Raw genomic sequence first — 23664 nt, 5'->3', positions numbered from 1 at the left:
TGTTAAAATTTTATTACAAAGTACATAAATTCTATTAGAAGTGGTACTTTTGGAATGCTTCTTGAAAGCCTATGTTCAAAACTGATTATATGAGAAATTTTTTAATCCTTTTTCTGTTTGTAACAACTGCTGCGTTACAGGCTCAGTATACAATATCTGGAACGATACAACCAGTAAACAATTATAAAAACGCATTGCTATACAAGGTAGAAGGTGCTAGACAGGTTTATATTCGAAATGCTAAAATTGAAAAAGGGATCGATCAAAGTATGGGCTCTTTTGAATTTATATTTAATAACGACATTGCTCCTGGGTCTTATAGAATTACATATGATCTCCAGCAAGGAGGTTTTATAGATTTTTTATACAATAAAGAAGACGTTTCATTTAACATCAATCCAAATTCGGATCAACCAGTGGTTACTTTTGAAAAATCAAAAGAAAATCTATTATACAGTAATTTTTTAAGTGCCTTATCCGTGGCACAATATAAAACAGATTCGTTGCAAATTGCGTATTTAAGAGCTCCTTCTAAAGTCACAGGCGATACATATAAAGAGGCAGTAAAAAACATTAAGGCAATCCAGGCGGACTATACACAGAAAGCCAATAATATGTTGGTCTTGAATTTTATAAAAGCAACAGACAGATACAATGCTGTTGAACCAGCAAAAACTCCCAAGGAATATTTTACAGGAGTTCTAACTCATTTCTTTGACAATATAAATTTCAAGAATCCTTTTCTATTCAATTCATCTTTTTTAATAGACAGAATTACTGATTATGTTTTCTATATGAACTATACTGATGACAGAGATCAACAGTTAACATTGCATAAGAATGCCGTTGATAAGGTGATGGGTTTGATCAACGATCCAAAATTCAAAGCAGATGTTATTGAATTCTTAGCTACGCAATTCTCAAGTGCAAAGGAAACTAAAATTGTAGACTATATTATCTCAAATCACTTTGAAAAATTACCTGCTGAATTTAAAAATCAAGAGTTTAAAAATAAAATATTAGGAGATTTAGCTATTGCTACTGGTAGAACCGCTCCAGACTTTTCCTGGGAAGAAAATGGAAAAACAGTAACACTTTCAGAATTAAATGATGGCAAACATTATGTCTTGATCTTTTATAGCACGGAATGTCCGCATTGCCTAAGAGAAATACCTCAATTTTTTGAATTTATGAAAGGTAAGGACCAAGTAAAAGTAATTGCTTTTGCTATGGAAAATACGAATATTTCGTGGAATAAGTTCAAGTCAACATTACCAGGTTGGCATCATGCTCTAGGGCTTGGGAAATGGGAAAATAAAATCGCAAGAACCTATCAAATTGTTTCTACTCCAACATATTTCGTCTTGGATGCTGATAAAAAGATTATTGGTAACCCGGAGGAGTTAGATGATCTAAAAGCGGCTGTTTCTCAGTTAAAAATGTAGGAACGCATCCTCTAAATGCACTACTTTGTCTTGATGGTCTTCTTTAGTGATCGCAATAATATCAAAGCGAACTTCTATATCGAGATCGTGTTGCTGGATATATTCATCAACAGCACATACCAATAACTTGATTTTCTTTTGACTTACAAAATCTTGTGGGTTTCCGAATTCACTCGTTGATCTGGTCTTAACTTCTACAACTGCTAAAACATTCTCTTTTTGAGCAATGATATCTACTTCTGCTTTTTGAAAACGCCAGTTTCGTTCTCGTACCGTATATCCTTTTGCAATTAAAAGGTCAACTGCCAGTTGCTCTCCTTTTTTTCCTAATTCATAGTGTTTTGACATGCTACTAAAGTAGAAAATTAATGGTATATTTAACCAATGGATTTCCCTTTTGTCTTCAACGAAAAAAGTTCGCTATTACTTATCTTCTTCTTTCATGGAATTATTTTTTCAATGCTATTATTAAGGAGAGGGATCCAACATCAGAATACTAGCAACAAATGGTTGAGTTTACTATTGTTTCTATGCGCTCTTTATATCGTTCCATACATGTTAGGTTATGCTAATTGGTATGCTAAAAAAGTGACTGCAGATATTTTATTTTTTGTTCCATTTATGCAAGTTTTAGTCATTGGTCCAGTCGTATATTTTTATATTCAAAGCCTACTACAAGCAGATTTTAAATTTTCTAAAAAAGATTGGATTCACTTTGTCCCAGGGTTTCTATATCTATTGTACTCCTTAGTTGTTTTCGTTACTGACAAGCTGATTTTAGAAGAGTTTTATTTTTATGCCGATGGCAGAGATAAAGACTTAAAAACGTGGTATCAGTTATTGGGTCTAGCTTCCATGCTTTATTATTTAGGTCTAAGTCTTAAAAAATATAGCGCGTACAAGAAACGGATTTATGATGTAGTAAGTTATGCAGATTCCATTCTTTTTCGTTGGATACGGAATTTTTTATTGGCGTTTTATACTTTGCTTATTATTAGAATCGTCTTCTTCTTTTCAAATCCGCAATGGGTTAATTTTGGAAGTCATTTCTGGTATTTTATATCCTTTGCTTTCATTGTTTATTATATCTCTATTAGTGGTTATACCGAAGCTATAAAATCGTCTTCATTCTTATTAAAAAAGGTCGATAATACTCCTATAATTCCTGAGAGAGAAAAACCAATGATGAGCGCTATTGACGTTGATAAATGGAAAACGCAACTTATTGCACTATTAGAACAACAGAAAGTGTATCAGAACTCTCAGTTGACATTGTCTGACATTGCCGAGCAGTTAAACACCAACACAAAAACGATTTCTTCAGTGGTAAACGGAGGTTTTGATATGAACTTCAATGATTTTATCAATCATTACCGAATTGAAGCTGTAAAAGAGCAATTAAAATCTGGAGCACATCACAAAACAACATTATTAGGAATTGCCTTTGATTGTGGATTTAACAGCAAAGCAACTTTTAATAGGGCTTTCAAAAAAAGTACTTCTTTATCTCCTAAAGATTATCTTAAAACCATTTCTTAAAAGAGGTCTCAAATCTTGATTTGAAGCGTTTCCTTCTTCTTTATGAGTGACTTTTGTCTAAAAATCAGAAACCATCATCATGAAAAAATTTGTAACACTTATGGCATTCTTCTTAGCGAACTTTACAATTGCTCAAGAGGATCTATTTAAAAAAATTGACGCTATCATCGCGTCAGAAATTAAAAAAGATGGTCCTGGTGTAATGGTAGGAGTTGTAAAAGAAGGAAAGATCATTTATGAAAAGTATCGCGGTCTTGCCAACATAGAACATAAAGTGAAAATTGGTAAAAAGACAAGATCTAATATTGCCTCTACTGCAAAACAATTTACTGCCTTGATGATTTTACAATTGTCACTTGAACAAAAACTACGTTTAGAGGATGATGTAAGAAAATATCTGCCTTTCCTATATCCCAAAATAAAAGAGAAAATAAAGATTCGACATCTCATCAACCATACTAGTGGTATTCGAGATTATGTAGATTTAATGAACTTGCAGAATAGAATTTGGTGGAAACAAGTTGGTTTAGATAATGGCGACATACTAGAATTGGTAGAAAAACAAGAAGATCTAGGTTTTACTCCAGGTTCAAAATATTCTTACAGTAATACCAATTACAATATACTTGCTATAATAATTGAAAAGGTGACTAAAAAAAAGTTCACTACATACTCTCAGAACTTTTTCAAAGAGTTAGGAATGGATGATACTGAATTCATTAGAAGATATCTGCAGGTAATTCCCAATAAAGCTTATGCGTATTCTGATTGGGGTTATGGCGAACTATTTCGTAGTGCATTCGTAACAAAAACCTCAGGTGAAGGATTTTTATACACTACATTAAAAGATCAATTGAAATTCGAACAAGCGGTACAAAATGCAAGTCACAATAATAACCTTTTGTTGATTAAAAGTCAGTTACCTATTGAAAACAGTGAAATCAAAACTTATGGCTTTGGATTAAAACTTGAAAATAGACTGGGAAGAAAAGCCGTTCATCACGATGGAGCTACACTTGCTTATAACTGTCAAACGCTTCGCTTCCCTAAAGAAAAATTGACCGTTTTTATTATGAGCAATAATGGAAACATTAGAAGTGATTTGATGGCAAATAATATTGCAAAAGTTTTTCTACCAGAATCAAAAAGAAAAGTGAAATATAATGACCGTTTTTATGCAAGTTCAGAAAGCAATGAAACAGTGAAAATAGTAGATCAATATAAGTATCCTGACGGAGAGAAAACAGTCGAAATCATTGAGAAAGAAGGTAAGAAATATTGGAGCAAGGGTAGTTTTACACTGGAAATGGTTCTTCAAAAGAAAAATTCCTTTTCATTTGCGAATCACCCAAAGATGAGAATTGTTTTTTACAAAGATGAAATGGTTGAGTATTACCCGTCTGGTAAAACTATGAGTTACAAGAGAAATACAGTTCCTCCAGTTTCATTTATGGATTTAGAAGGATTCGTTGGCGTCTATTATAATGGCGAATTAGAGATCGGTTTTCAGTTAAAATTATCAAAGAAAAATCAGCTAAAACTAAAGTTCTTAAATGACAAGACGTTTAAACGTGTTAAAGTATACAACAGAGCTGATTTATTGTTTGATAATAACATTTTCTTGAAGACCCAAAGAGATCAATTCAATAGAGTTACAGACATAATTTTAACCCACGGCAGAGCTAAAAATATTCGGTTTAAAAAGAAATCAAATCTCAAATTTCAACCTAAAATTGCTACTGAAAAAGGTTCTATTCAAGTAACTACTATTAGTGGATCAAGAAATGGTGATCCTTCCGATATTCTGCTTACGAAAAACTATGCTAACGGAAATGAGATCTGGTCCAAGCGATTCGGGGGAAAATCATATGACAAAGGAAACTCTATAATTGCAACTGACGATGGTTACTTGATTGTAGGTGCCACCAGTTCTTTTGGAAATGGAAACTACGATATGTTTGTCGTTAAGACCAATAAAAAAGGGAAATTACAATGGCAGCAATCGTACGGAGGTTTTTATAATGAATATGGATATACTGCGGAAAAAACCAGTAACGGCTTCCTGATCAAAGGTACACTTCAACAATGTACGTCAAATACAGATGTTTTTAACAGAAAGTGCAGTACCAATGTTTGGGTAGTTTCTATTGATGAAAAGGGAAAAGAACTGTCAAATACGGTTCTAGAAGAAATTAAGGAGTAATTTCTAATTTATATCCAACGCCATGAATATTTGTCAGCTTAATAGAAGCATCGTCTTTTAATTTCTTACGAAGTTTTGAGATATAGGTGTCCAAGCTTCTCCCAACAAACACTCCATTGTCTTCCCAAACCTTTTTTGTCAATTCGTCCCTTCTGATAATTTGGTTTGGGTTGGCAACAAATATTTCCAGTAATTCGCATTCTTTCTTTGAAAGGTTAATTTCTGTTGCTTCTTTTACTAATTTATGTTGTTCTGGGTAAAATTGAAAAATTCCAATAGCAGCAAATTTTTCTTTATTTTCTTCAATTCTCTGAATTGGTTTTTTTCGATAAAAAATTAACTGTAACATCAGAAAAACCACAAAAACAATAACATATAAAAATGTGTCTTTATTAAAAAAGATTGACCTATTGTCTAAGAGTCTAAATTGAATTGTATAACATTGCTCTGGTAAATACCGTCCTGCACAAGGAATGATTGTGTTTTCTGAATCTATACTTATTTCATAGCTATAGGCAACTTCTCTATCTACACATCGAATTACTTCTACTCTATAATTCTCTGATACATTTGATTTAAAAAAACTTCGTTTCACAACAGCAACTAAACTATCTGGATAAAATGAAAGCCTCTTTTCAAAAGAAAGTTCAAATTTTGATTCCCCTAACTCCATGACTGGTAAAATTAGAGATAGAGAATCTTGATTGGAAAGTAACAATTGATTCCCTACATCACGTAAAGAAATTTTAATCCGTTCTGAAAAATCATCATTTTTCTCATTAGAATCTGTAAAAACCCAAATAGAGAAAACAATAATCGCTAAGATCAAAAACGAAAAAATAGTCTTTTTGCTCATAATTTCTGTAAATAACATACAATTTCATGACTTTTTACAACTGTTGACACTTCTTTTACATTTTTTTGACACTCTTCTTTTGAGGTCAATATAGTTTTACTCGAAAATCAAAACATCATGAAAAAAATTATTATTGCATCTATGCTTATAGCTAGTTTTTCAGTAACGCTAAATGCACAAGAAAAACTCAAGGTCAATCCTACTAAAAGCACACTGCATTGGTATGGATATTACACTTTTTATTTTGGAGGGCATGATGGAACTATTAACATTATTGAAGGTCATTTTATTAAAACCAATGAGAAAATAACTGGCGGTGAATTTAATATAGATATGACCTCCATTAAAAGCACAGATGTAAAAAACAAAAAGGCAAATAAGAGTCTTGTAAATCACCTAAAAGATCCAGATTTTTTTGATGTGAAAAAATATCCTACAGCAAAAGTAGTTATTACAAAAGTAGATTATCATGATGCTACTCACGCAAGAATAGAAGCTAATCTAACACTTAAAGGGGTTACAAAATCGATTAATTTCCAAGTTGAGTTTAATTTTGAAGCCTTAACCATGACTACTAAGTTTAAAATTGATAGAACTCGGTGGGGAGTTAACTATAACAGCAAAATGAAAGACGGCGCTATTTCTGATGCTATTGGATTTGAAGTAAAATTAAGTTTATAAATGCTACAGTTAATTTTTCAACTTCGCAATATATTTCTTAGCTTCTTTCATCACTTTGGGTGCGAGAATAATGGTCGCTAGCATTGTTGGAATGGCCATGAGGGCAAAAGCACTATCTATTAAACTGATCATTGTATCTAAACTAGAAGTTGCCCCCACAATAATACTGGCAATAAATAAATAATTGTAGTAGTTCTTATACTTAGCTCCAGCCAAAAATGAAAGCGATTTAGTTCCATAATATGAATACGAAAACAAGGATGAAATACTAAAAACTGCCACACAGATCATCAATAAATATTTCCCTACTCCAGGCATTGCGTTTCCAAATGCCGTAGCTGTTAGGCTTACACCGTTAGCATCTGATGTTTGCCATACTCCCGTTACCAAAATAGCCAAAGCTGTAAGCGTACAGACCACAATAGTATCAATAAAAGGCCCTAGCATTGCTACTAATCCTTCTCTCGCTGGCTCTGTTGTTTTAGCTGCGCCATGCGCCATAGGCGCTGTTCCAATTCCAGCCTCATTAGAAAAAGCTCCTCTACGAATTCCAAGAATGATCAATGTTCCTAAAGCTCCACCAAAAAAAGCATCTGGTTTAATAAAATCAGCAGAAAAAGCGTCTGTAAAGATCATCCCAAAGTATTTTGGAACGTCCTCAATATGTACACCCAAAATAACAATTACTAATACAAAATACAGTAAAACCATTGCGGGAACCAATTTCGCAGTTACCTTACTAATGCGTTTTAAACCTCCTAGAATGACAATAGAGGTAACTATTACTAATATGATTCCGATTGCCCAATTACCAGTATCTGATTCTTTAATACCATTTGGTTCTAACATGATATCATTTATAGCCTGAGTTAACTGGTTTACATTAAAAACTGGCAATGCACCAATCATCGCACAAGCGCTAAAAAACAATGCCAAAGGTTTCCATTTTTTTCCTAATCCTTCAGTAATAAAATACATAGGGCCTCCTTGCAGTGCTCCTTGAGAATCTTTTCCTCTAAACATAATAGCTAGTGAAGACGTGAAGAACTTAGTAGACATTCCTACAACAGCACTCATCCACATCCAAAAAATAGCTCCTGGCCCTCCTACAGCAATAGCTACAGCTACACCAGAAATATTTCCCATTCCGACCGTTGCAGATAAGGCGGTGGTCAAAGCTTGAAAATGACTGATTTGCCCTGGATCATTTGGGTCATCATATTTTCCTCGAAGTACTTGAATCGCATGCCCAAAAAATCGAAAAGGTAGAAATCTAGATAGTACCAAAAGATAGAGCCCGCCTCCAATTAATAATATAAGTAGTGGTAACCCCCAAATAAAGGAGGAAAAATCCTGTATTGCTTTTCCTATAAAATCCATTTAATTATAATGCTTATCTATGTATGTTATGGCTTGTTGCTGTGAAAGTACGGCAAAACTTTTATATCGATCATGTACATCAACAATTTCGTCCAGTGCTTTCTGCACAAGTCCCTTGTTTTTCCATGATTTTAAGTGAGCAACTACTGTTTTTAAACATCCATTTTTATAAGAGATCTGACCTAATACATGTATAAGTGTATCTGAAACCCTTTTGGTTTCATCGAATTCTAATTGTTGTAATAATGGCAAAATCTCTTGAGGATGTGTCCTCCCTCTTAATTCTAATCCATGGCAAATCTCTCTTCGTACTTCTTTATCCGAATGAGTTAAGTATGGTTCCGACCATACCAAAATCGGTTGCGGATTTACCTGACCCATTTTTTTCATAGACCCAATAACCGCATTTCGTACCGAATGATGTTCGTCAAATAGGCCTATGTCAAAAAAGTCTTTCACCAAATCGAAATGACATTTACCAATCTCTCCGGCAGCGTTTATCACTGTCTGTCTAACTTTAGCTTCCTCTGAGCTCAATAAGGTTTTTAGCCTTTGTATAACTTTAGGGCGTAAGGTGTGATCTTGGTAGAAAATATTGCCAGTAGCTAAATATCCCGATTTTCGAATATAGGTATCTGCATCTGAAAAGTAGGTTAATATATTCGAAGTTTGACCTTGGGCAAGGTCATTTGCGATGTCTTTATGGATTCTATCAACCAGAGCAACTCGCTCTTCTTTTGTTAAGTCATAGAACCTCATATTACTTCGTAAAATCTAAATAGGTTTTAGATTTCTTTGATAATATTTCCACTTCTCTGCCTAGCAAAAGGGCTCTGTTATCTATTTCGTGACCTGCGGGGAAATCAAAAACTACAGGAAAGTCATATTCAGAAACAGCATCCAAAATTAATTGTTCTATAGTGCTACCCCACTTCGTTGTGTTCTTTTTGATGTTGCTCATATCACCAATGATCAATCCTTTAAGGTTATCAAAATATCCAGCACGCTTGAAGCTTTGCAACATACGATCTATGTGATACTTGTATTCTCCAATCTCCTCTATAAACAAGATTTTATCTTTTGTATTGAGCTGACTTTCGCTTCCCAACATCGTTAACAAAATAGTAAGGTTACCACCTACTAATTGTCCTTTGGCCTTTCCTTTCCTGTTGTATTTTGAGGTAGTAATTTCATATTTCATTTTTTCTCCAAACAATGTTTTTCTCAAAGTCTCAATACTCTCTTTATTTTCTTCAAGGTCAAAATCAAAACTAGTCCCCATCATCCCATGAATGGTTTCAATACCCATATTATGAATATGGCTGTGGATGGCCGTTACATCTGAATATCCTATGATCCATTTAGGCTGTTGTTTGAATTTTTCAAAATTGATCTTATCCAAAATACGCACAGAGCCATAGCCGCCTCTTGCGCCCCAAATGGCTTTTATATTAGGATCGTCTAAGGCTTTTTGAAAATCATTAGTTCTTTCTTTATCTGTACCAGCAAAATGATGATTCTGATTAAAAATATTTTTACCTATAATCACGTGCAAACCCCAACTTTCTGCAGTTGCTTTAGCTTTTGCAATAGCCTCTTCTTTATTCTTTAAAATTCCAGCCGTTGCCACAATGGCAATGGTATCTCCTTTTTGTAAGTATTTTGGGCGTTTTAGTTCCATTGTTTTTTTAACAAGTGCATCCTTTTTTTTCTGTGAGTTTCCTGTAAAGTTACTCAATAGAAAAAAGACAATGATCCATTGCAGCAGATGCTTACTATTCATAAAAATGCTTTTTGTAAATGTATCCATTTTCATTGGTTTAATAAAATAGGTTCTGATTGCTTTTTTGTACTTTTGTCAACCAAAAATTAATCCAAAAAATATCTGAAGATATATGAGTGCTCCTAAAAGATATACCATAACTGCTGCTTTACCATATACGAATGGTCCTATTCATATTGGTCATTTAGCTGGAGTTTATGTTCCTGCCGATATTTATGCACGTTACTTGCGATTAACAGGAAACGATGTTGCCTATATCTGTGGAAGCGATGAGCATGGTGTTGCTATACCAATGCGAGCAAAAAAAGAAGGTGTGAGTCCTCAAGATATTATCGATAAGTACCATGGAATTATCAAACAATCATTTGCAGATTTCGGAATCTCTTTTGACAACTATTCCAGAACCTCAGCAGAGGTTCATCATAAGACCGCTTCAGACTTTTTTGTAGATCTTTATGAGAAAGGTGAGTTTATAGAAGAGGTAACTGCTCAATTATATGATGCGCAGGCAGATCAATTCTTAGCGGATCGATTTGTGGTTGGTACCTGTCCAAAATGTGGATTTGAAGAGAGTTATGGTGATCAATGTGAAAACTGTGGAACCTCACATAATGCCACAGATCTGATCAACCCAAAATCTGCAATTACTGGAAATGTCCCTACTATTAAAGAAACAAAGCACTGGTTCTTACCTTTAGATAAACATGAAGGCTTTTTACGTGAGTGGATCTTAAAAGGACATAAAAAAGATTGGAAACCTAATGTGTACGGTCAGGTAAAATCTTGGGTAGAAGATGGTTTAAGACCGAGAGCTGTAACACGTGATCTAGATTGGGGAATTCCCGTTCCTGTGGAAGGTGCTGAGGGTAAAGTGTTATATGTTTGGTTCGATGCTCCTATTGGATATATTTCTGCTACCAAAGAATGGGCAGCGAGAGAAGGAAAGAATTGGGAAGATTATTGGAAGGATGAAGACACCAAACTAGTGCATTTTATCGGAAAAGATAATATTGTATTTCACTGTATTATTTTCCCTAGTATGTTAAAAGCACATGGAGATTATATTTTACCAGATAATGTTCCTGCAAACGAGTTTTTGAATTTGGAAGGAAATAAATTATCTACTTCTAAGAACTGGGCCGTTTGGTTACATGAATATTTGGAAGAGTTTCCTGATCAACAAGATGTGTTACGTTATACATTAACCGCTAACGCTCCTGAAAGTAAGGACAATGATTTTACATGGAAAGATTTTCAAGCGAGAAATAATAATGAACTAGTTGCCATTTTCGGAAACTTCATTAACAGAGTTGTTGTATTAAGTAACAAATATTATGACGGGGTTATTCCTGAACCAGGAGATTTTTCTGAGGTAGATGAAGATACATTAGCGGCACTCAAGCAATTCCCTCATATTATTGGCAAATCTATTGAGCGTTATCGTTTTAGAGAAGGAAGTCAGGAGTTGATGAACTTAGCTCGTTTAGGAAATAAATATTTAGCAGATGAAGAGCCATGGAAAGTAATTAAAGAAGATGAAAAAAGAGTTCAAACCATCATGTATGTGGCATTACAAATCGCCGCAGGGTTAGCTGTTCTATCTGAGCCTTTCTTGCCTTTCACTTCTGATAAATTAAAAACCATTCTCAACTTGTCACCTCGAGCGGAGTCGAGAGGTCTTTCTTGGGAAGATGTTTCTGAAAAAGAAGTGTTGCTTCCTGGAGGACATCAAATAGGAAAAGCACAGTTATTGTTTTCTAAGATTGAAGATAAAACCATGGATACACAATTGGCTAAACTTGAAGCAACAAAACTTGCCAATGAAAAGGCTAATAAAACAGTAGAACCTCAAAAAGAAACGATCGAGTTTGACGATTTTACCAAGTTAGACATTAGAGTAGGTACTATTTTGGAAGCTGAAAAAGTGGCCAAAACGAAAAAGCTACTACAACTCAAAGTCGATGTTGGTATTGATGTTAGAACCATCGTTTCGGGGATTGCTGAAAGTTTTGCTCCAGAAGACATTATTGGACAGCAAGTCACTGTTTTGACCAATTTAGCGCCAAGAAAGATTCGTGGTGTCGAAAGTCAGGGTATGATCCTGATGACAGATACTCCCGATGGAAAATTGGCTCTTGTAGAGCCCGAAAGAGCGGTAACCAACGGACAGCAGATCAGTTAATGCTTAAAATAGCATACCATCCCATTTATAAACATCCGTTGCCTTTAGGGCATCGTTTTCCGATGGGAAAATATGAGTTGATCTATCAGCAACTATTGCACGAAGGAACCTGTAGCTTAGACAATTTTTTCGAGCCGGAAATACCAAACAATAAATACATATTTCAGGTACATGATCCTGAATATGTTTCAGATCTTTTGAATCTTACGTTAGATCAGAAAGCCGCCAGAAAGATCGGTTTTCCTTTGAGTGAACGGCTCATAGAAAGAGAAATCATCATTACCGATGGCACATTGAAAGCCAGTGAATTTGCGGTTAGTAATGGTATCGCTATGAATATTGCAGGAGGAACTCATCATGCTTTCACAAACAAAGGAGAAGGATTTTGCCTGTTTAATGATCAAGCTGTAGGTGCCCGGTATTTACTAAAAAAGGGGCTTGCTGAAAAAATCCTGATCGTTGATCTAGATGTACATCAGGGTAATGGAACTGCCGAGATTTTTCGCAATGATACTGCTGTTTTTACTTTTTCTATGCATGGGAAAAATAATTATCCTTTTCAAAAAGAAGAAAGTGATCTTGATATAGCATTAGAAACAGGAACGCAAGATGACACTTACTTATCCATATTAATAGAAACACTTCCAAAATTAATCATGGATATACAACCTGATTTTATCTACTACCTTTCTGGTGCAGATGTGATCGCTTCTGATAAATTAGGAAAACTGTCGCTAACATTGGAAGGCTGTAAAGAACGTGATCGTTTTGTGCTGCAAACCTGTAAAGATGCTGAAATTCCCGTGATGTGTAGTATGGGTGGTGGCTATTCTCCAGATATTAAAACCATTGTGGAAGCGCATGCGAACACTTTTCGTTTAGCTCAGGAGGTTTTCTTCTAGACTTTTATATATTTGACTTTTAGTCCTAACGCTATGAAATTATCTACCAGATGCAAATCCTGTAAATCAGAAATAAGCTTTAACTCTTTAGTGGATGATCGAGTTGAGTTGGAAATGAAGAAGGGTAAGGAATTTCCTTTAACATGCAATGCTTGCCATAAAAAAGATAAGTATCATGTTAATGATTTTATTGCACATAAATCACAGTCTCATAAGGTTTTCATGTTAATCATTGTCATGGTAACAATTGTGAGTTTGATAAGTTTCGAACTATTTGTAGGTTCTATGGGTATCTATTTTTATGGAAGTATCTTGTTAGCTCCCTCAGCTACCTATGGATTGATTACAAGACAGTATCAAGTAAAATTAAATTCTTTCAATAGATTTAAGGTGAAACAGTAACTTAATTATAGGTATTATACAATTTTTAATGAAAAATTTGGTTTACTAGACGAGTGGTCATATCTTTGCAAAAGATTTTTAAAAATGCCGACAACTTTAAAACATGACGAAAAAGCAAATTTCCTTTTAGAAAAGGGAACAGAATTGTTATGGTGTAAAGGGTACAATGCTACTAGTGTTAATGACATCGTAAAAGCGGCAGATATTCCGAAAGGATCTTTTTATTTCTATTTTGACAGTAAAGAAGATTTTGCTGTAAAGGCAATCAACAAATATTTTGAGGATAATTTTGAAATGATCTTTGCCATTTTGCACAGTGAAGAACCTTCCCCAAAAAAACGCTTAATGAACTTTCATGAGTTTAGAGCGGCAGTTTTAAGAGATGAATTAGGGTATTCAGGTGGGTGTATGGCGTGTAATGTTGGAAATGAAATGTCGGAGCACAGCGAAAAAATTAGAAACGCTATTCAAATGAAAGAAAAAGTTTTAATTGATGGTATTGCTAAGGTAATTCAAGAAGCACAGCAAGCAGGGGAAGTAGATGGTTCGTTTGATGCATATGATATGGCAAGTTTTTTAGAAGATGCTGGAAAAGGCGCTATGATAAGTATGAAAGAAACAAACAGTTCTTATCCGGTAGAAAACTTTTTAAGAATGACTAAACGTCTATTGTAAAAAAAATTTAAACAAACAATAGACGACTGGTCAAATATTTAAAATAAATGAGAAATTTACTCGTTAACAAAAAATAACAATCAACCCAGATCATTCAATTAAGCAATGAGTTAATTATCTTCTTTCGATAATGTCCAAAATGTAAAGATAGGATCGTCATAAAAGAAAATAATCAATTACCAATCATAATTAATCGACTGGTCAACTAATTTTAAAACAATGAACGAACAACAAAAACAGAAAAACGGATTGATAAAAAGCTTTGCTACGAAATGGGCCGAGTTTATTATCCGTTTTAAATGGCCTGTGGTCATTGCAACCTTGGTCCTAGCTCTTGGTTTGGCATCTCAAGGAAAAATGGAGTTTGATGGAGATTATCATGTCTTCTTTAGTAAATCCAATCCTGAACTAGAAGCATTTGACGCACTGCAGGAAAAGTACACTAAAGATGACAATGTAGTTATCGTATTGGCTCCTATGAATGGAAATGTTTTTACTAAAGAAAATTTATCTGCGATTGAAGAGTTAACAGCTTCGGCATGGAATACACCTTATTCTTCCAGGGTAGATGCTATTACAAACTTTCAGTATACACGTGCAGAGGGCGATGATCTATATGTAGATGACCTTTCTTACGAATCTCACGCAAAAACACCTGAAGAGATTGCAAAAATACGTGAAGTCGCTTTAAAAGAGCCACTCTTAATGCATCGATTGATCAATGAAAAAGGGAGCGTAACAGCTATCAATGTAACGTTGCGATTACCTGGAATTGACACGGCTAAAGAGATTCCTGAAGTTACTAAAAACACACGTGAAATGATTGCTGCTTTTCAAGAAAAGCATCCTGAGTTTGATATGTATACTACTGGTTTGGTTCCTTTAAATACTGCTTTTTTCGAAGCTTCTTTTAGGGATCTTGCACTAACCATGGTGATGTTCCTCATCGTGATTGTAGTAACATTAGTGCTAACAAGGAATATTTTTGCCATGTTAGCTACATTATTTGTAGTATTCTTCTCAATTGCAAGCTCTGTTGGTTTTGTAGGTTTAATGGGTATTAAGTTAACACCGCCATCTTCTGTATTTCCAACCATGATCTTAACACTTGCGGTAGCAGATAGTATCCACATACTTATCACGATGCTTCAAAAAGTTCGTAATGAAGGGTATACAAAAACGGCTGCGATTATCGAAAGTATGCGCCTGAATTTCATGCCTGTGTTTATTACAAGTCTTACAACCATCATTGGATTCCTAACGCTAAACTTTGGTGAGGTTCCACCTTTTTGGGATCTAGGTAATATTGCTGCATTTGGAATGACCATGGCGTTCTTATATTCTACCACATTACTGCCTGCATTGATGGCAATTTTCCCTATTTGGAAGAAAAAATCGAAAAAAGTAAAGACGAAAGAGGCTTCCGTTTCTTTCTATACCAAACTCGGGAATTATGTTATAAAGCAACCCATTCGATTAACTGTTATTTCAGTAGTAGTTATTGGTGTTTTAGGTGTATTGGCGACAAAAAATGTTTTTAATGACGAGTTTGTTGAATATTTCGATGATTCAGTAAAGTTCCGAACGGATAGTGATTTCATTAATGAGAACCTTACAGGGTTTTACAATGTAGAATTCTCGGTAAGCAGCGGAGAAAGTGGCGGAATAAACAACCCAGAGTATCTTCAGACTTTACATGATTTTGAAGCCTGGTTAGAAACACAACCAGAAGTAACACATGTAAATGCATTTAGCGAAGTGGCTCGTAGAGTCAATCGTTCTATGCATGGAGATGATCAATCGTTTTACAGAGTACCTACAAGCAGAGAGGAAGCAGCTCAATATTTATTGCTGTATGAACTATCCTTGCCTTTTGGTTTAGATCTTAACAATCAGATCAATGTAGACAAATCAGAATCTAGAGTTACCGTTACCTTAAAGAATAATTCCAGTGCCGAGATGATCGCTTTTTCTAAACGTGCTGAAGATTGGTTAAAGAGCAATGCTCCAGGTGCTATGCACGCCTTGGGAGTAAGTCCAACCTTGATGTTCTCTAAACTTGGATTCAGACAAGCGGATAGTATGTTTAACGGAAACATTATCGCGCTGATATTGATTTCTATTGTTCTTATGATCGCATTGCGAAACTTTAAACTGGGGCTACTGAGTATCATTCCTAATGTTACTCCAGTCATCGTTGGTTTCGGATTATGGTGGCTCTATAAAGGAACCATCAATACAGGAATGGTCATTGTATTTGGAATGACTTTAGGAATTATAGTTGATGACACGGTCCATTTCATGAGTAAGTTCTTGAGAGCTCGACGTGATTATGGATACACGGCTAAGCAAGCGGTGGTATATGCCTTTGAAACTGTTGGTCAAGCTTTGGTAACAACAACTTTAGTGCTGATTGCAGGATTCGCAGTATTGTCTACCTCATCATTTGCCTTGAACAGCTATATGGCTCGAATTACATTAATGATCATTATTGCTGCATTGATTATCGACTTTGTACTGCTTCCATCTCTACTCATTTTAACAAGTAAAAAAACAACCACAAACCATACAAAACAATAGACATGAAAAAAATAGTTTTAACGGCATTAGCCACAGTATTAACAATAGGAATATACGCTCAAACAGCAGAAGATCGAGGCTTAGAAATTGCGAAAGCAGCTGAGAAAGCAGATCTGGGGTTCAATAGCTCTATTGTCACGTTAACCATGACGTTGAAAAACAAAAACGGACAAACCAGTCAGCGTTCTATGGTTACAAAAACATTAGAATTAACAGAAGATGGAGATAAATCTCTAATAGCATTTAATAGTCCAAAAGATGTTAAGGGGACTGCAACATTAACTTTTACACATAAAATAGGATCAGACGATCAGTGGTTATTCTTACCCTCAATTAAAAGAGTAAAAAGAATCTCTTCAAACAATAAGTCAGGGCCTTTTGTAGGAAGTGAATTCGCATACGAAGATCTTTCGTCTCAAGAAGTAGAAAAATACACCTATAAGTTCCTAGAAGCAAAAGGTGATCTGTTATTGGTAGAACAAGACCCAGTAGATCCAAAGTCTGGGTATAAAAGAAGAATTGTAACCTATAATAAAGACAAAGGATATCGTATTGAAAAGGTAGATTTTTACGATCGTAAGAATGCTTTGTTAAAAACATTGACTTATTCTGACTATAAATTGTACAAGAACAAATTTTGGAGGGCAGCTACTTTTAACATGGTAAACCATCAAAGCAATAAAGAAACTTTATTAAAATTTAGCGATTACAACTTTGATGCGAATCTTACCGAAGATGATTTCACACAAGCTTCTTTAAAAAGAGCCGGTAAGTAATATAATCTTAAAACAACACTGACAACTCATTACTGATAGTTGTTAGGTTTTGGTTAGTTCAGCGATGGATTGCTCAGTGTTGTTTTCTATAACTGAAACATGAAGAAATTTATATATAATCTGGTTTTGGCTGTAATATTACTGCTTAATATCGTAGGGATTTACGGCCAAGAAAAAAGCGCGTTAAGTCACGATTTTGAATTAGAGGTCGAAGGCGAGTATCGTTATTTTTACGATGACGGGTTGTTCAATGGTCAGGAAAGTCATTTTCCTTCCATCGCTTTTCGTCCGGAATATACCGTAGCATGGAATAAGGGATATGAGAGTATTAACTTTACTGGATTCTTCAGATTCGATCGGGACGATGAGCGAACCCATTGGGATATTCGTGAATTATATTATCAAAAAGCGAAAGGCAATTGGGAGCTGAGCGTTGGTTTAAAAAAAGTGTATTGGGGCGTTACAGAAAGTAATCATTTGGTAGATATTATCAACCAGACAGATCAGGTTGAATCTTTCGACGGTGAAGAGAAACTTGGACAACCTATGGTGCAGTTTACGTATACAACCGATAGCTTTGGAAGTTTTGACTTCTTCTATTTACCCTACCATAGAAAAAGAACTTTTGCTGGAAGGAAGGGGCGTCTCCGCTTTCCTGTGGTTATCGATAAAGATGATCTTGCTTATGAGAGCGGTGCTGAACAATGGAGACAAGACTTGGCTGTTAGATGGAGTCATTTTTTTGGTGCTTTCGATTTAGGGGTTTCTCACTTTTATGGTAACGGAAGAGAACCCCTGTTCACTTTTGATAATTTCGGAAACATCAATGCTTTTTATCCTGTGATCAACCAAACAGGAATAGATCTTCAAATTACTCACAATGCGTATTTGTGGAAGCTAGAATCAATCTATCGTAGTGCGAATGCACAGGATTTCTTTGCACTGGTAGCTGGGCTAGAATATACGTTTAGCAATATTGATGGTAATGGATTAGATATTGGATTTATAGGCGAATATTTATATGATGATCGGGATGCGCTTTCTTTAAATGGTTTACAAAATGATCTTTTCTTTGGAAGTAGAATCGCTTTTAACGACGTAAAAGATACTTCTATTCTTGTAGGAGGAATTACAGACCTGGAATCTAGCAGTACTATTTTTAGTATTGAAGCTTCCAGACGTATTTGGCAATCTTGGAAAGCGGAAGTAGAGGCTAGAATATTCAGCAATATTGATGCACACGAGTTTATTCTTTCAAATTTCCAAAATGATAGTTTTTTGAGGTTTTCAATCTCAAAATATTTTTAGTAGTTATTCTCCTGGGGTTACTGCTTCTTTATAAATGCTGAAAGGCTTTGTAGTGAAGTGGTAACTCCTTTTTTGAAGATTCTTTTCCCTATTAACTGTACCAATATCTTTTTGATAAGAGACTTTGCTTCCAAAAATACTTCAACGGTTAGTTTAGATCTATTCTGACCAATATCTTCTAATAGATAAAACTGATATAAGGCATCCACTAACGGCGGCGTCTTTGTCATTTCACCATAAACGAGTTGTCCTGGTTTTCCTTCTTTAGTTACCGCAATAAAATCTATATGCTTCCCATTGATCACACAGGTATGCTCAGAATCTAGCCGAGTTACCTCGTTCAGTTTAAACTGAAAATCGTCTACTCCAGTGGTCCAATCATTTCTATATCTGTAATTTGAAATATACTCATAAGCCTGTTCTTTAGACGTTTCTAATATCTGCTCAAATAAAATGTCTGGACTTCTTCCAAAAGTTACTTCTTTAAGTTGCTCTTGTTTTTTTAAAGACAAGGCTTCAACATTTACTATTGTATAGTTATATGGAATTTCTTCATTGTCGTAGGTATCCGCTCCTGCCTTAAAATCGTAGAGCTTGCTTTTATAATCTGCTGATAGCCATATCTTTTCACTCAATTCCTGACTCACCAACACGTAGTTATCACTTTCAATAGAGTTCTTCAACAATCTGTGAGACTGAATCACAGACTTTCCAAATGGTTTTTTGGTGCCTTGTACCTCTATAAACTGCATCTCTCCGCAATGAACAATGATCTTTAGGTTAAGGTCAGGCGCAGTAGCACAAGCATTACATGGACAGATCCTATTGGTTTCTAAAAGTTTTAAATGACTATAAAAAGCTTTGAACATGCGCTCTATCTGAGCCAATAACCGCTCTTGCGACGGCACTTTGTTCTCTTTATAAAAAAACAAAGCATCTCCTTCAATTTCTGCCAATTTCAAATTCTCCACGTTTGCCTCGATCAGTACTTCCAGAAGCTCTGCAATGACGTGCTGACTGTGCTCTATCTCCGTCGTTTGAATAAAGTTGGTATACCCTGAAATGTCAGGAATAAAGAATAAGGAATGTGCCATGAATTATAGACTCAAGTGTTCTATAAATATAGTCGATATTTTCTAGTTTTCCTTAACCGTTTCTTTTCTCTTAAATCGATATTGTTCATCCCAAAGCAAGATGATATTTCCTTCCTTATCTTTTATAAAATCCACTTTTTCGCCATCATTAATATCTCTGAACTTCGTTTCCGACAATGCTCGCAAAGGGTATTCTTCATTATTTTCATCAAGGTCGATCAACTTTAAATGCGAACCATCTCTTTCAACTTTTAACGTATATAAGTCTACGCCCAGTGTTAACTCATAGGTTCCTACGTAGACATCCAGTACTTCCTTTTTTATATTTACTGTTTCCAACTCTTTTGGCTTCATAAAATCCCACTGGTTCAAATCCGATATTCCACGAATGATCTCACTAAATAAGTATCCACCATTATCAGCATTCGTCAATACAATAACGCCATCTCCTTGCTGTACATATCCGATCATAAAATTCGTATATCCCACATTTTTACCACTATGATAAAAGGCAACGGTGTCTTTTTCTCCTTTTACGTTAAATCCTAAACCATAGGTTGCCTTAACAGGAGTGATCATTTCTAGTAGCGCTCTCTTAGAAAATTCCTGTTGCATGTTCATCATGAACTTCGCCAAGTCCTCCGCTGTGGTCCAAAGACCTCCGCTTGCTTTAATTCCAGCATTATACCAGTATCCAGGTACGATTTCTCCTTTTCTATTATAGGCATAGCTGATGTTTTCATCGTTGCCCTTTCTTCTTCTTTCGAATGTAGAATGGGTCATATCAAAAGGCATAAACACCTCTTCTTCCATAACTATCTCAAAAGGTTTTCCTACAACATCTTCGACAATCCGTTGTATGACACCATACCCCACATTAGAATACTGATATCTAACCCCAGGAACAGTATCTAATTGTGCAGGTTTGTACTTTCCGATACCATCTAAAACCATATTCAAACTAGGAACGTCCTCATTTTGAGGAAACCCTTTATAATTATTGTTGATCATTCCTGAGGTATGACTTAATAGCATCCGCAGTGTCACCGGTTTTTTATAGGGGTTTTTAGGAAGGTTCCAGTTCTTAATGTACTCATCAATGTTTCTGTCCAGATCCAAGATTCCTTTTTCCCCTAATCTTATGACACCTGGTGCAGTTATGGATTTCGCAATGGAACCTGCCTGAAATAAGGTCTTCGTAGATACCCGAATGCTATCGTCACTTCGAGATATACCATATCCTTTGTTCAAGACGATCTTTCCGTCTTTTATGATTACGATAGCAATTCCCGGGACCTTATAATGTTCCATTCTCTCTTTCAAATTGTAAAAGCGGGGTTCATTTTTTACTTGAATTGAGGGAATCAAATGGTCTTCAAAAGAAATGTCTCTTTCAACATTCCGGAAACACCCGACTAGAATCAATGTCAAGCACAAAAATTTGAAAATCTGTAAAACATACTTCGTGTTCATAATGGTTTGTTAGTTTTAGTATAACGCTTCGTTTGTGATTAAAATTTTGCCTTAGAAACCAAATTCTTGTTCAATAAGAAAAGGTAATGGTTTCTCTATTTGTTTCGGAATTTTATGTTGTATTGCCCAGTGTTCATCCAGCAAAGAACTATAGCATATAGAGATTTTAAGATTCCTTGTCTTTGTTTCTAACACTCTCGATTCTTCGTTCCATTTTATGAATATTAGTTGTTTGGTTTCCCCAGGACTGATCATCTGATCTCGTATGTTTCCTGAGGTACTAATAGTGGCATATCCTATAGTTTTCGCTTCTGGCATGTAGTGTTTTAATACATCGATCCAGTCTCTAAAATAGATACTATCATTAAACACCTTGTAAGAAGTGATCTTTGCCAAACCGTTCCCACTATTTTTAAGTTCGATCCCGAATCCTTCTCCGGTATAGGTCCAATTATAGGTTAGATAGGGATACATACTTGCTTTTTGTTGAGTCCTCATGATTCTTACTTCCTGAATGGAGAGAAACAATGCACACGCACTAATAAACAATGCGCTACCTGCAACCAATCCATTGATGTTCAATAATCTTCTTTTTTTCATTATTCCTTCTTAAAAAGTTTAACCACTTTTCCTTCGTCTCCCGCTTTTATAGTTACCAAGTGTTTTCGCAAGCCTATTTTATTCACTTTATACACTTTAGTCCCTACGGTCCATCTTTCTTTTTTACTAAGTCCAGGCATCATAGGAAATCCATAACTAAACCTACCTCCATTTTGCTTTGGTCCAACTACAACAAAATGATTTCTATTCCACGAGTTATTCTTGATTTTAAAACTAATCCATGTAATCTCTTTATTCGACGATTCTCTTTTTTTTCTCAAAAACCTTTTGGTATCACCAGTAAGTTTATTTGGCTGATTGACCATTTCCAGTTTTGCGTCTTCAGAAAGTTTTGTGAAAAGCTCCTTTTCTACAAAAACTCTTGCCTTTCCCCATCCCCAAATATTGACTCTGGCTTTTTTCGCATTTAATTCCGAGGCATCTACTTCTCCATTTTCGATCGCTAATCGAAGATCTCCTGTTTGACCTGAAAGAACCACTTTTCCTAAAGGAGCTGTTATTTGTATGGTTTCGTTATTTACATTGACCACTCGGAGCGTTCCATGTGTATCCTGAACAATTCTCTTCAGTTTTGGTGCTCCAATTTTTATACTGATCCGTTGTGACGGTTGTATCCATTTCAACTGACCCAATGCTAACCTACCATCTAAAACTTCGGTATCGATCTTGTCAAATAGATTTTCATCCATTTCTATGGTCATCCCTTCCTCTTGTTCCAGATCAACTATAATATTTGCATAAAGATCTACTGAGAGTACTTCTAAATTTTCAACATTAAAAAAACGTTTTTCTATCTTTTTGTTTCCTTTTGTTTGTGCTAAAGCTGTCATACTGATCAGCAATAGCAATACCGTTATTTTTTTCATTTTCTGTCTATTTTGATGTGCTTATTATTATTAAAAATTGCTTTGTATTCAATAACCTCAGGTTGGTATTTAAAAACAAGTTCTCTATTGCCTTCTCCTGGTAGTTCGAACTGATTGTTATTCTTCACAAACTTGAACGCTATTCCATATGCCGCTGTTTTTTCGGTAAAGGAGATCTGGTAGATTCCGTCTTTATCTTCATCCGACATTGGAACGGTTTCTCTCCATTTGTTCGGTAGAAAATTTCCTCGAATTCCAACACTGTTCACGTTTTCAACTCCGTTCATATCAATGAAAAAAGTCACCTTCTTTGTATGTGTTTCCTGTACGCAACTGGCGAACAATACACCCACTATCATTGTAATTATGTATTTCTTCATGATGTTTGTTTTTTAGTCATTAGATAGTCTAGTCCAAATCTTCCTGAACCTGTATATACATGGTACATCGACACCCATAAGAATCCCATAGCAGGAAGCATGCTCCAGACTCCCTGACCCCATTTTTGCATAAAAATGGCAACTAACATGGTACACATAATTAAAAAAGATGCAATCCTGGTTTTTAATCCGAGCATTAGCAGTAACCCTCCGACAGCCTCGCTAAACGCACCCATCCATGCAAAAAATACTGGTGCCAAAGCAAAGATTCCCCCATAGGAAGCCACATCTTCAGGAAACCAGGCCACCACCTCAAAGAACCCTAAATTTGCCTTGGAAGACCAAGGGAGCCCAAACTTATCAGACCCAAAGCTTGAGGTCAATAAAAATCCGCAGACAACTCTGGGGATTGCGAAGACTAGATCTCCTATCCAGTACTTTTGGATTAACGGGGTCATACTTCTTCGTAGTAATTGTAACAAACGTGTTTTCATAAGTAGAAAGTTTTATTTCGTTTT

General features: G+C 35.3%; 22 protein-coding genes. 11 read left to right on the top strand and 11 right to left on the bottom strand.

Translation table 11 applies throughout. The features are described from left to right. The first annotated feature begins 89 nt into the window (after nucleotides 1-89). On the top strand, nucleotides 90-1445 hold the full coding sequence (locus RQM59_RS03870) for a TlpA family protein disulfide reductase (protein WP_349240747.1): 1356 nt from the start codon (nucleotides 90-92) through the stop codon (nucleotides 1443-1445). On the opposite strand, the gene RQM59_RS03865 is transcribed toward RQM59_RS03870, so the two are convergent. Continuing rightward, the gene (locus RQM59_RS03865; protein WP_349240746.1) at nucleotides 1434-1793 is read right to left on the bottom strand and encodes a YraN family protein; all 360 of its coding nucleotides are present in this window, start codon (nucleotides 1791-1793) and stop codon (nucleotides 1434-1436) included. The genes RQM59_RS03870 and RQM59_RS03865 overlap by 12 nt on opposite strands. A 111-nt stretch (nucleotides 1794-1904) precedes the next feature. On the opposite strand from RQM59_RS03865, the gene RQM59_RS03860 reads away from it, so the two are divergent. Beyond that, nucleotides 1905-2984, top strand: a complete 1080-nt coding sequence (locus RQM59_RS03860) for a helix-turn-helix domain-containing protein (RefSeq protein ID WP_349240745.1) — start codon at nucleotides 1905-1907, stop codon at nucleotides 2982-2984. A gap of 79 nt (nucleotides 2985-3063) precedes the next feature. Beyond that, nucleotides 3064-5187 carry a serine hydrolase domain-containing protein gene (locus RQM59_RS03855; RefSeq protein ID WP_349240744.1) on the top strand — a complete coding sequence of 708 codons (2124 nt, stop codon included), beginning with the start codon at nucleotides 3064-3066 and terminating at the stop codon, nucleotides 5185-5187. Here RQM59_RS03855 and RQM59_RS03850 read toward each other — a convergent pair. Next, entirely contained in the window at nucleotides 5177-6061 is an 885-nt protein-coding gene (locus RQM59_RS03850) for a winged helix-turn-helix domain-containing protein (RefSeq protein ID WP_349240743.1), read from the bottom strand. The two genes, RQM59_RS03855 and RQM59_RS03850, sit on opposite strands and share 11 nt — an antisense overlap. A gap of 99 nt (nucleotides 6062-6160) precedes the next feature. Here RQM59_RS03850 and RQM59_RS03845 point away from each other — a divergent pair, with 99 nt between their 5' ends. Further along, the gene (locus RQM59_RS03845) at nucleotides 6161-6724 is read left to right on the top strand and encodes a YceI family protein (RefSeq protein ID WP_349240742.1); all 564 of its coding nucleotides are present in this window, start codon (nucleotides 6161-6163) and stop codon (nucleotides 6722-6724) included. A 9-nt stretch (nucleotides 6725-6733) separates the two neighbouring features. Here the strand turns inward: RQM59_RS03845 and RQM59_RS03840 are convergent, their stop codons facing one another. From RQM59_RS03840 to RQM59_RS03830, 3 genes are read right to left on the bottom strand one after another with little or no spacing between them, the layout of a single operon-like run. Further along, complete coding sequence (locus RQM59_RS03840) at nucleotides 6734-8104, bottom strand: alanine/glycine:cation symporter family protein (RefSeq protein ID WP_349240741.1); 1371 nt, start codon at nucleotides 8102-8104, stop codon at nucleotides 6734-6736. Beyond that, nucleotides 8105-8863, bottom strand: coding sequence for a HEAT repeat domain-containing protein (locus RQM59_RS03835; RefSeq protein ID WP_349240740.1), 759 nt, complete (start codon nucleotides 8861-8863; stop codon nucleotides 8105-8107). It lies immediately after the preceding gene. Nucleotide 8864: 1 nt separating this feature from the next. Beyond that, the gene (locus tag RQM59_RS03830; RefSeq protein ID WP_349240739.1) at nucleotides 8865-9887 is read right to left on the bottom strand and encodes a S66 peptidase family protein; all 1023 of its coding nucleotides are present in this window, start codon (nucleotides 9885-9887) and stop codon (nucleotides 8865-8867) included. Between the two features lie 112 nt (nucleotides 9888-9999). Here RQM59_RS03830 and metG point away from each other — a divergent pair, with 112 nt between their 5' ends. The 7 genes from metG to RQM59_RS03795 all read left to right on the top strand — a co-directional run bounded on the left by metG (nucleotide 10000) and on the right by RQM59_RS03795 (nucleotide 18712). After that, entirely contained in the window at nucleotides 10000-12069 is a 2070-nt protein-coding gene (gene metG, locus RQM59_RS03825) for a methionine--tRNA ligase (protein ID WP_349240738.1), read from the top strand. Next, a complete protein-coding gene (locus RQM59_RS03820) occupies nucleotides 12069-12971 on the top strand; it encodes a histone deacetylase family protein (RefSeq protein WP_349240737.1) in 903 nt (300 codons plus the stop codon). Before metG ends, RQM59_RS03820 begins: the two co-directional genes overlap by 1 nt. A 33-nt stretch (nucleotides 12972-13004) precedes the next feature. Next, on the top strand, nucleotides 13005-13373 hold the full coding sequence (locus RQM59_RS03815) for a hypothetical protein (protein ID WP_349240736.1): 369 nt from the start codon (nucleotides 13005-13007) through the stop codon (nucleotides 13371-13373). Nucleotides 13374-13457: 84 nt separating this feature from the next. Continuing rightward, a complete protein-coding gene (locus RQM59_RS03810) occupies nucleotides 13458-14048 on the top strand; it encodes a TetR/AcrR family transcriptional regulator (protein ID WP_349240735.1) in 591 nt (196 codons plus the stop codon). Between the two features lie 219 nt (nucleotides 14049-14267). Further along, entirely contained in the window at nucleotides 14268-16628 is a 2361-nt protein-coding gene (locus RQM59_RS03805; RefSeq protein WP_349240734.1) for an efflux RND transporter permease subunit, read from the top strand. Nucleotides 16629-16630: 2 nt separating this feature from the next. Then, nucleotides 16631-17404: an outer membrane lipoprotein-sorting protein gene (locus tag RQM59_RS03800; RefSeq protein ID WP_349240733.1), complete on the top strand. Its 774-nt coding sequence runs from the start codon at nucleotides 16631-16633 to the stop codon at nucleotides 17402-17404. A gap of 99 nt (nucleotides 17405-17503) precedes the next feature. Beyond that, nucleotides 17504-18712 (top strand): hypothetical protein, encoded by a 1209-nt coding sequence (locus RQM59_RS03795; RefSeq protein WP_349240732.1) that lies wholly within the window; start codon nucleotides 17504-17506, stop codon nucleotides 18710-18712. A 17-nt stretch (nucleotides 18713-18729) separates the two neighbouring features. On the opposite strand, the gene RQM59_RS03790 is transcribed toward RQM59_RS03795, so the two are convergent. The 6 genes from RQM59_RS03790 to RQM59_RS03765 form a co-directional block, all read right to left on the bottom strand. After that, nucleotides 18730-19806, bottom strand: a complete 1077-nt coding sequence (locus RQM59_RS03790) for a DUF2652 domain-containing protein (RefSeq protein WP_349240731.1) — start codon at nucleotides 19804-19806, stop codon at nucleotides 18730-18732. Between the two features lie 42 nt (nucleotides 19807-19848). Beyond that, the gene (locus RQM59_RS03785; protein ID WP_349240730.1) at nucleotides 19849-21117 is read right to left on the bottom strand and encodes a serine hydrolase domain-containing protein; all 1269 of its coding nucleotides are present in this window, start codon (nucleotides 21115-21117) and stop codon (nucleotides 19849-19851) included. 213 nt (nucleotides 21118-21330) lie between these two features. Beyond that, complete coding sequence (locus RQM59_RS03780) at nucleotides 21331-21879, bottom strand: DUF8453 domain-containing protein (RefSeq protein WP_349240729.1); 549 nt, start codon at nucleotides 21877-21879, stop codon at nucleotides 21331-21333. Beyond that, nucleotides 21879-22766 carry a GIN domain-containing protein gene (locus tag RQM59_RS03775; RefSeq protein ID WP_349240728.1) on the bottom strand — a complete coding sequence of 296 codons (888 nt, stop codon included), beginning with the start codon at nucleotides 22764-22766 and terminating at the stop codon, nucleotides 21879-21881. Before RQM59_RS03775 ends, RQM59_RS03780 begins: the two co-directional genes overlap by 1 nt. Beyond that, the gene (locus RQM59_RS03770; protein ID WP_349240727.1) at nucleotides 22763-23146 is read right to left on the bottom strand and encodes a hypothetical protein; all 384 of its coding nucleotides are present in this window, start codon (nucleotides 23144-23146) and stop codon (nucleotides 22763-22765) included. The genes RQM59_RS03775 and RQM59_RS03770 overlap by 4 nt, the downstream gene beginning before the upstream one ends. Next, nucleotides 23143-23640 carry a DoxX family protein gene (locus tag RQM59_RS03765; protein WP_349240726.1) on the bottom strand — a complete coding sequence of 166 codons (498 nt, stop codon included), beginning with the start codon at nucleotides 23638-23640 and terminating at the stop codon, nucleotides 23143-23145. Before RQM59_RS03765 ends, RQM59_RS03770 begins: the two co-directional genes overlap by 4 nt. Nucleotides 23641-23664: the final 24 nt, after the last annotated feature.

Origin of the sequence: Asprobacillus argus (assembly GCF_032248395.1) — a bacterium.
Lineage (GTDB): Bacteria > Bacteroidota > Bacteroidia > Flavobacteriales > Flavobacteriaceae > Polaribacter > Polaribacter argus.
This window is presented reverse-complemented; position numbering and strand designations above follow the sequence as displayed.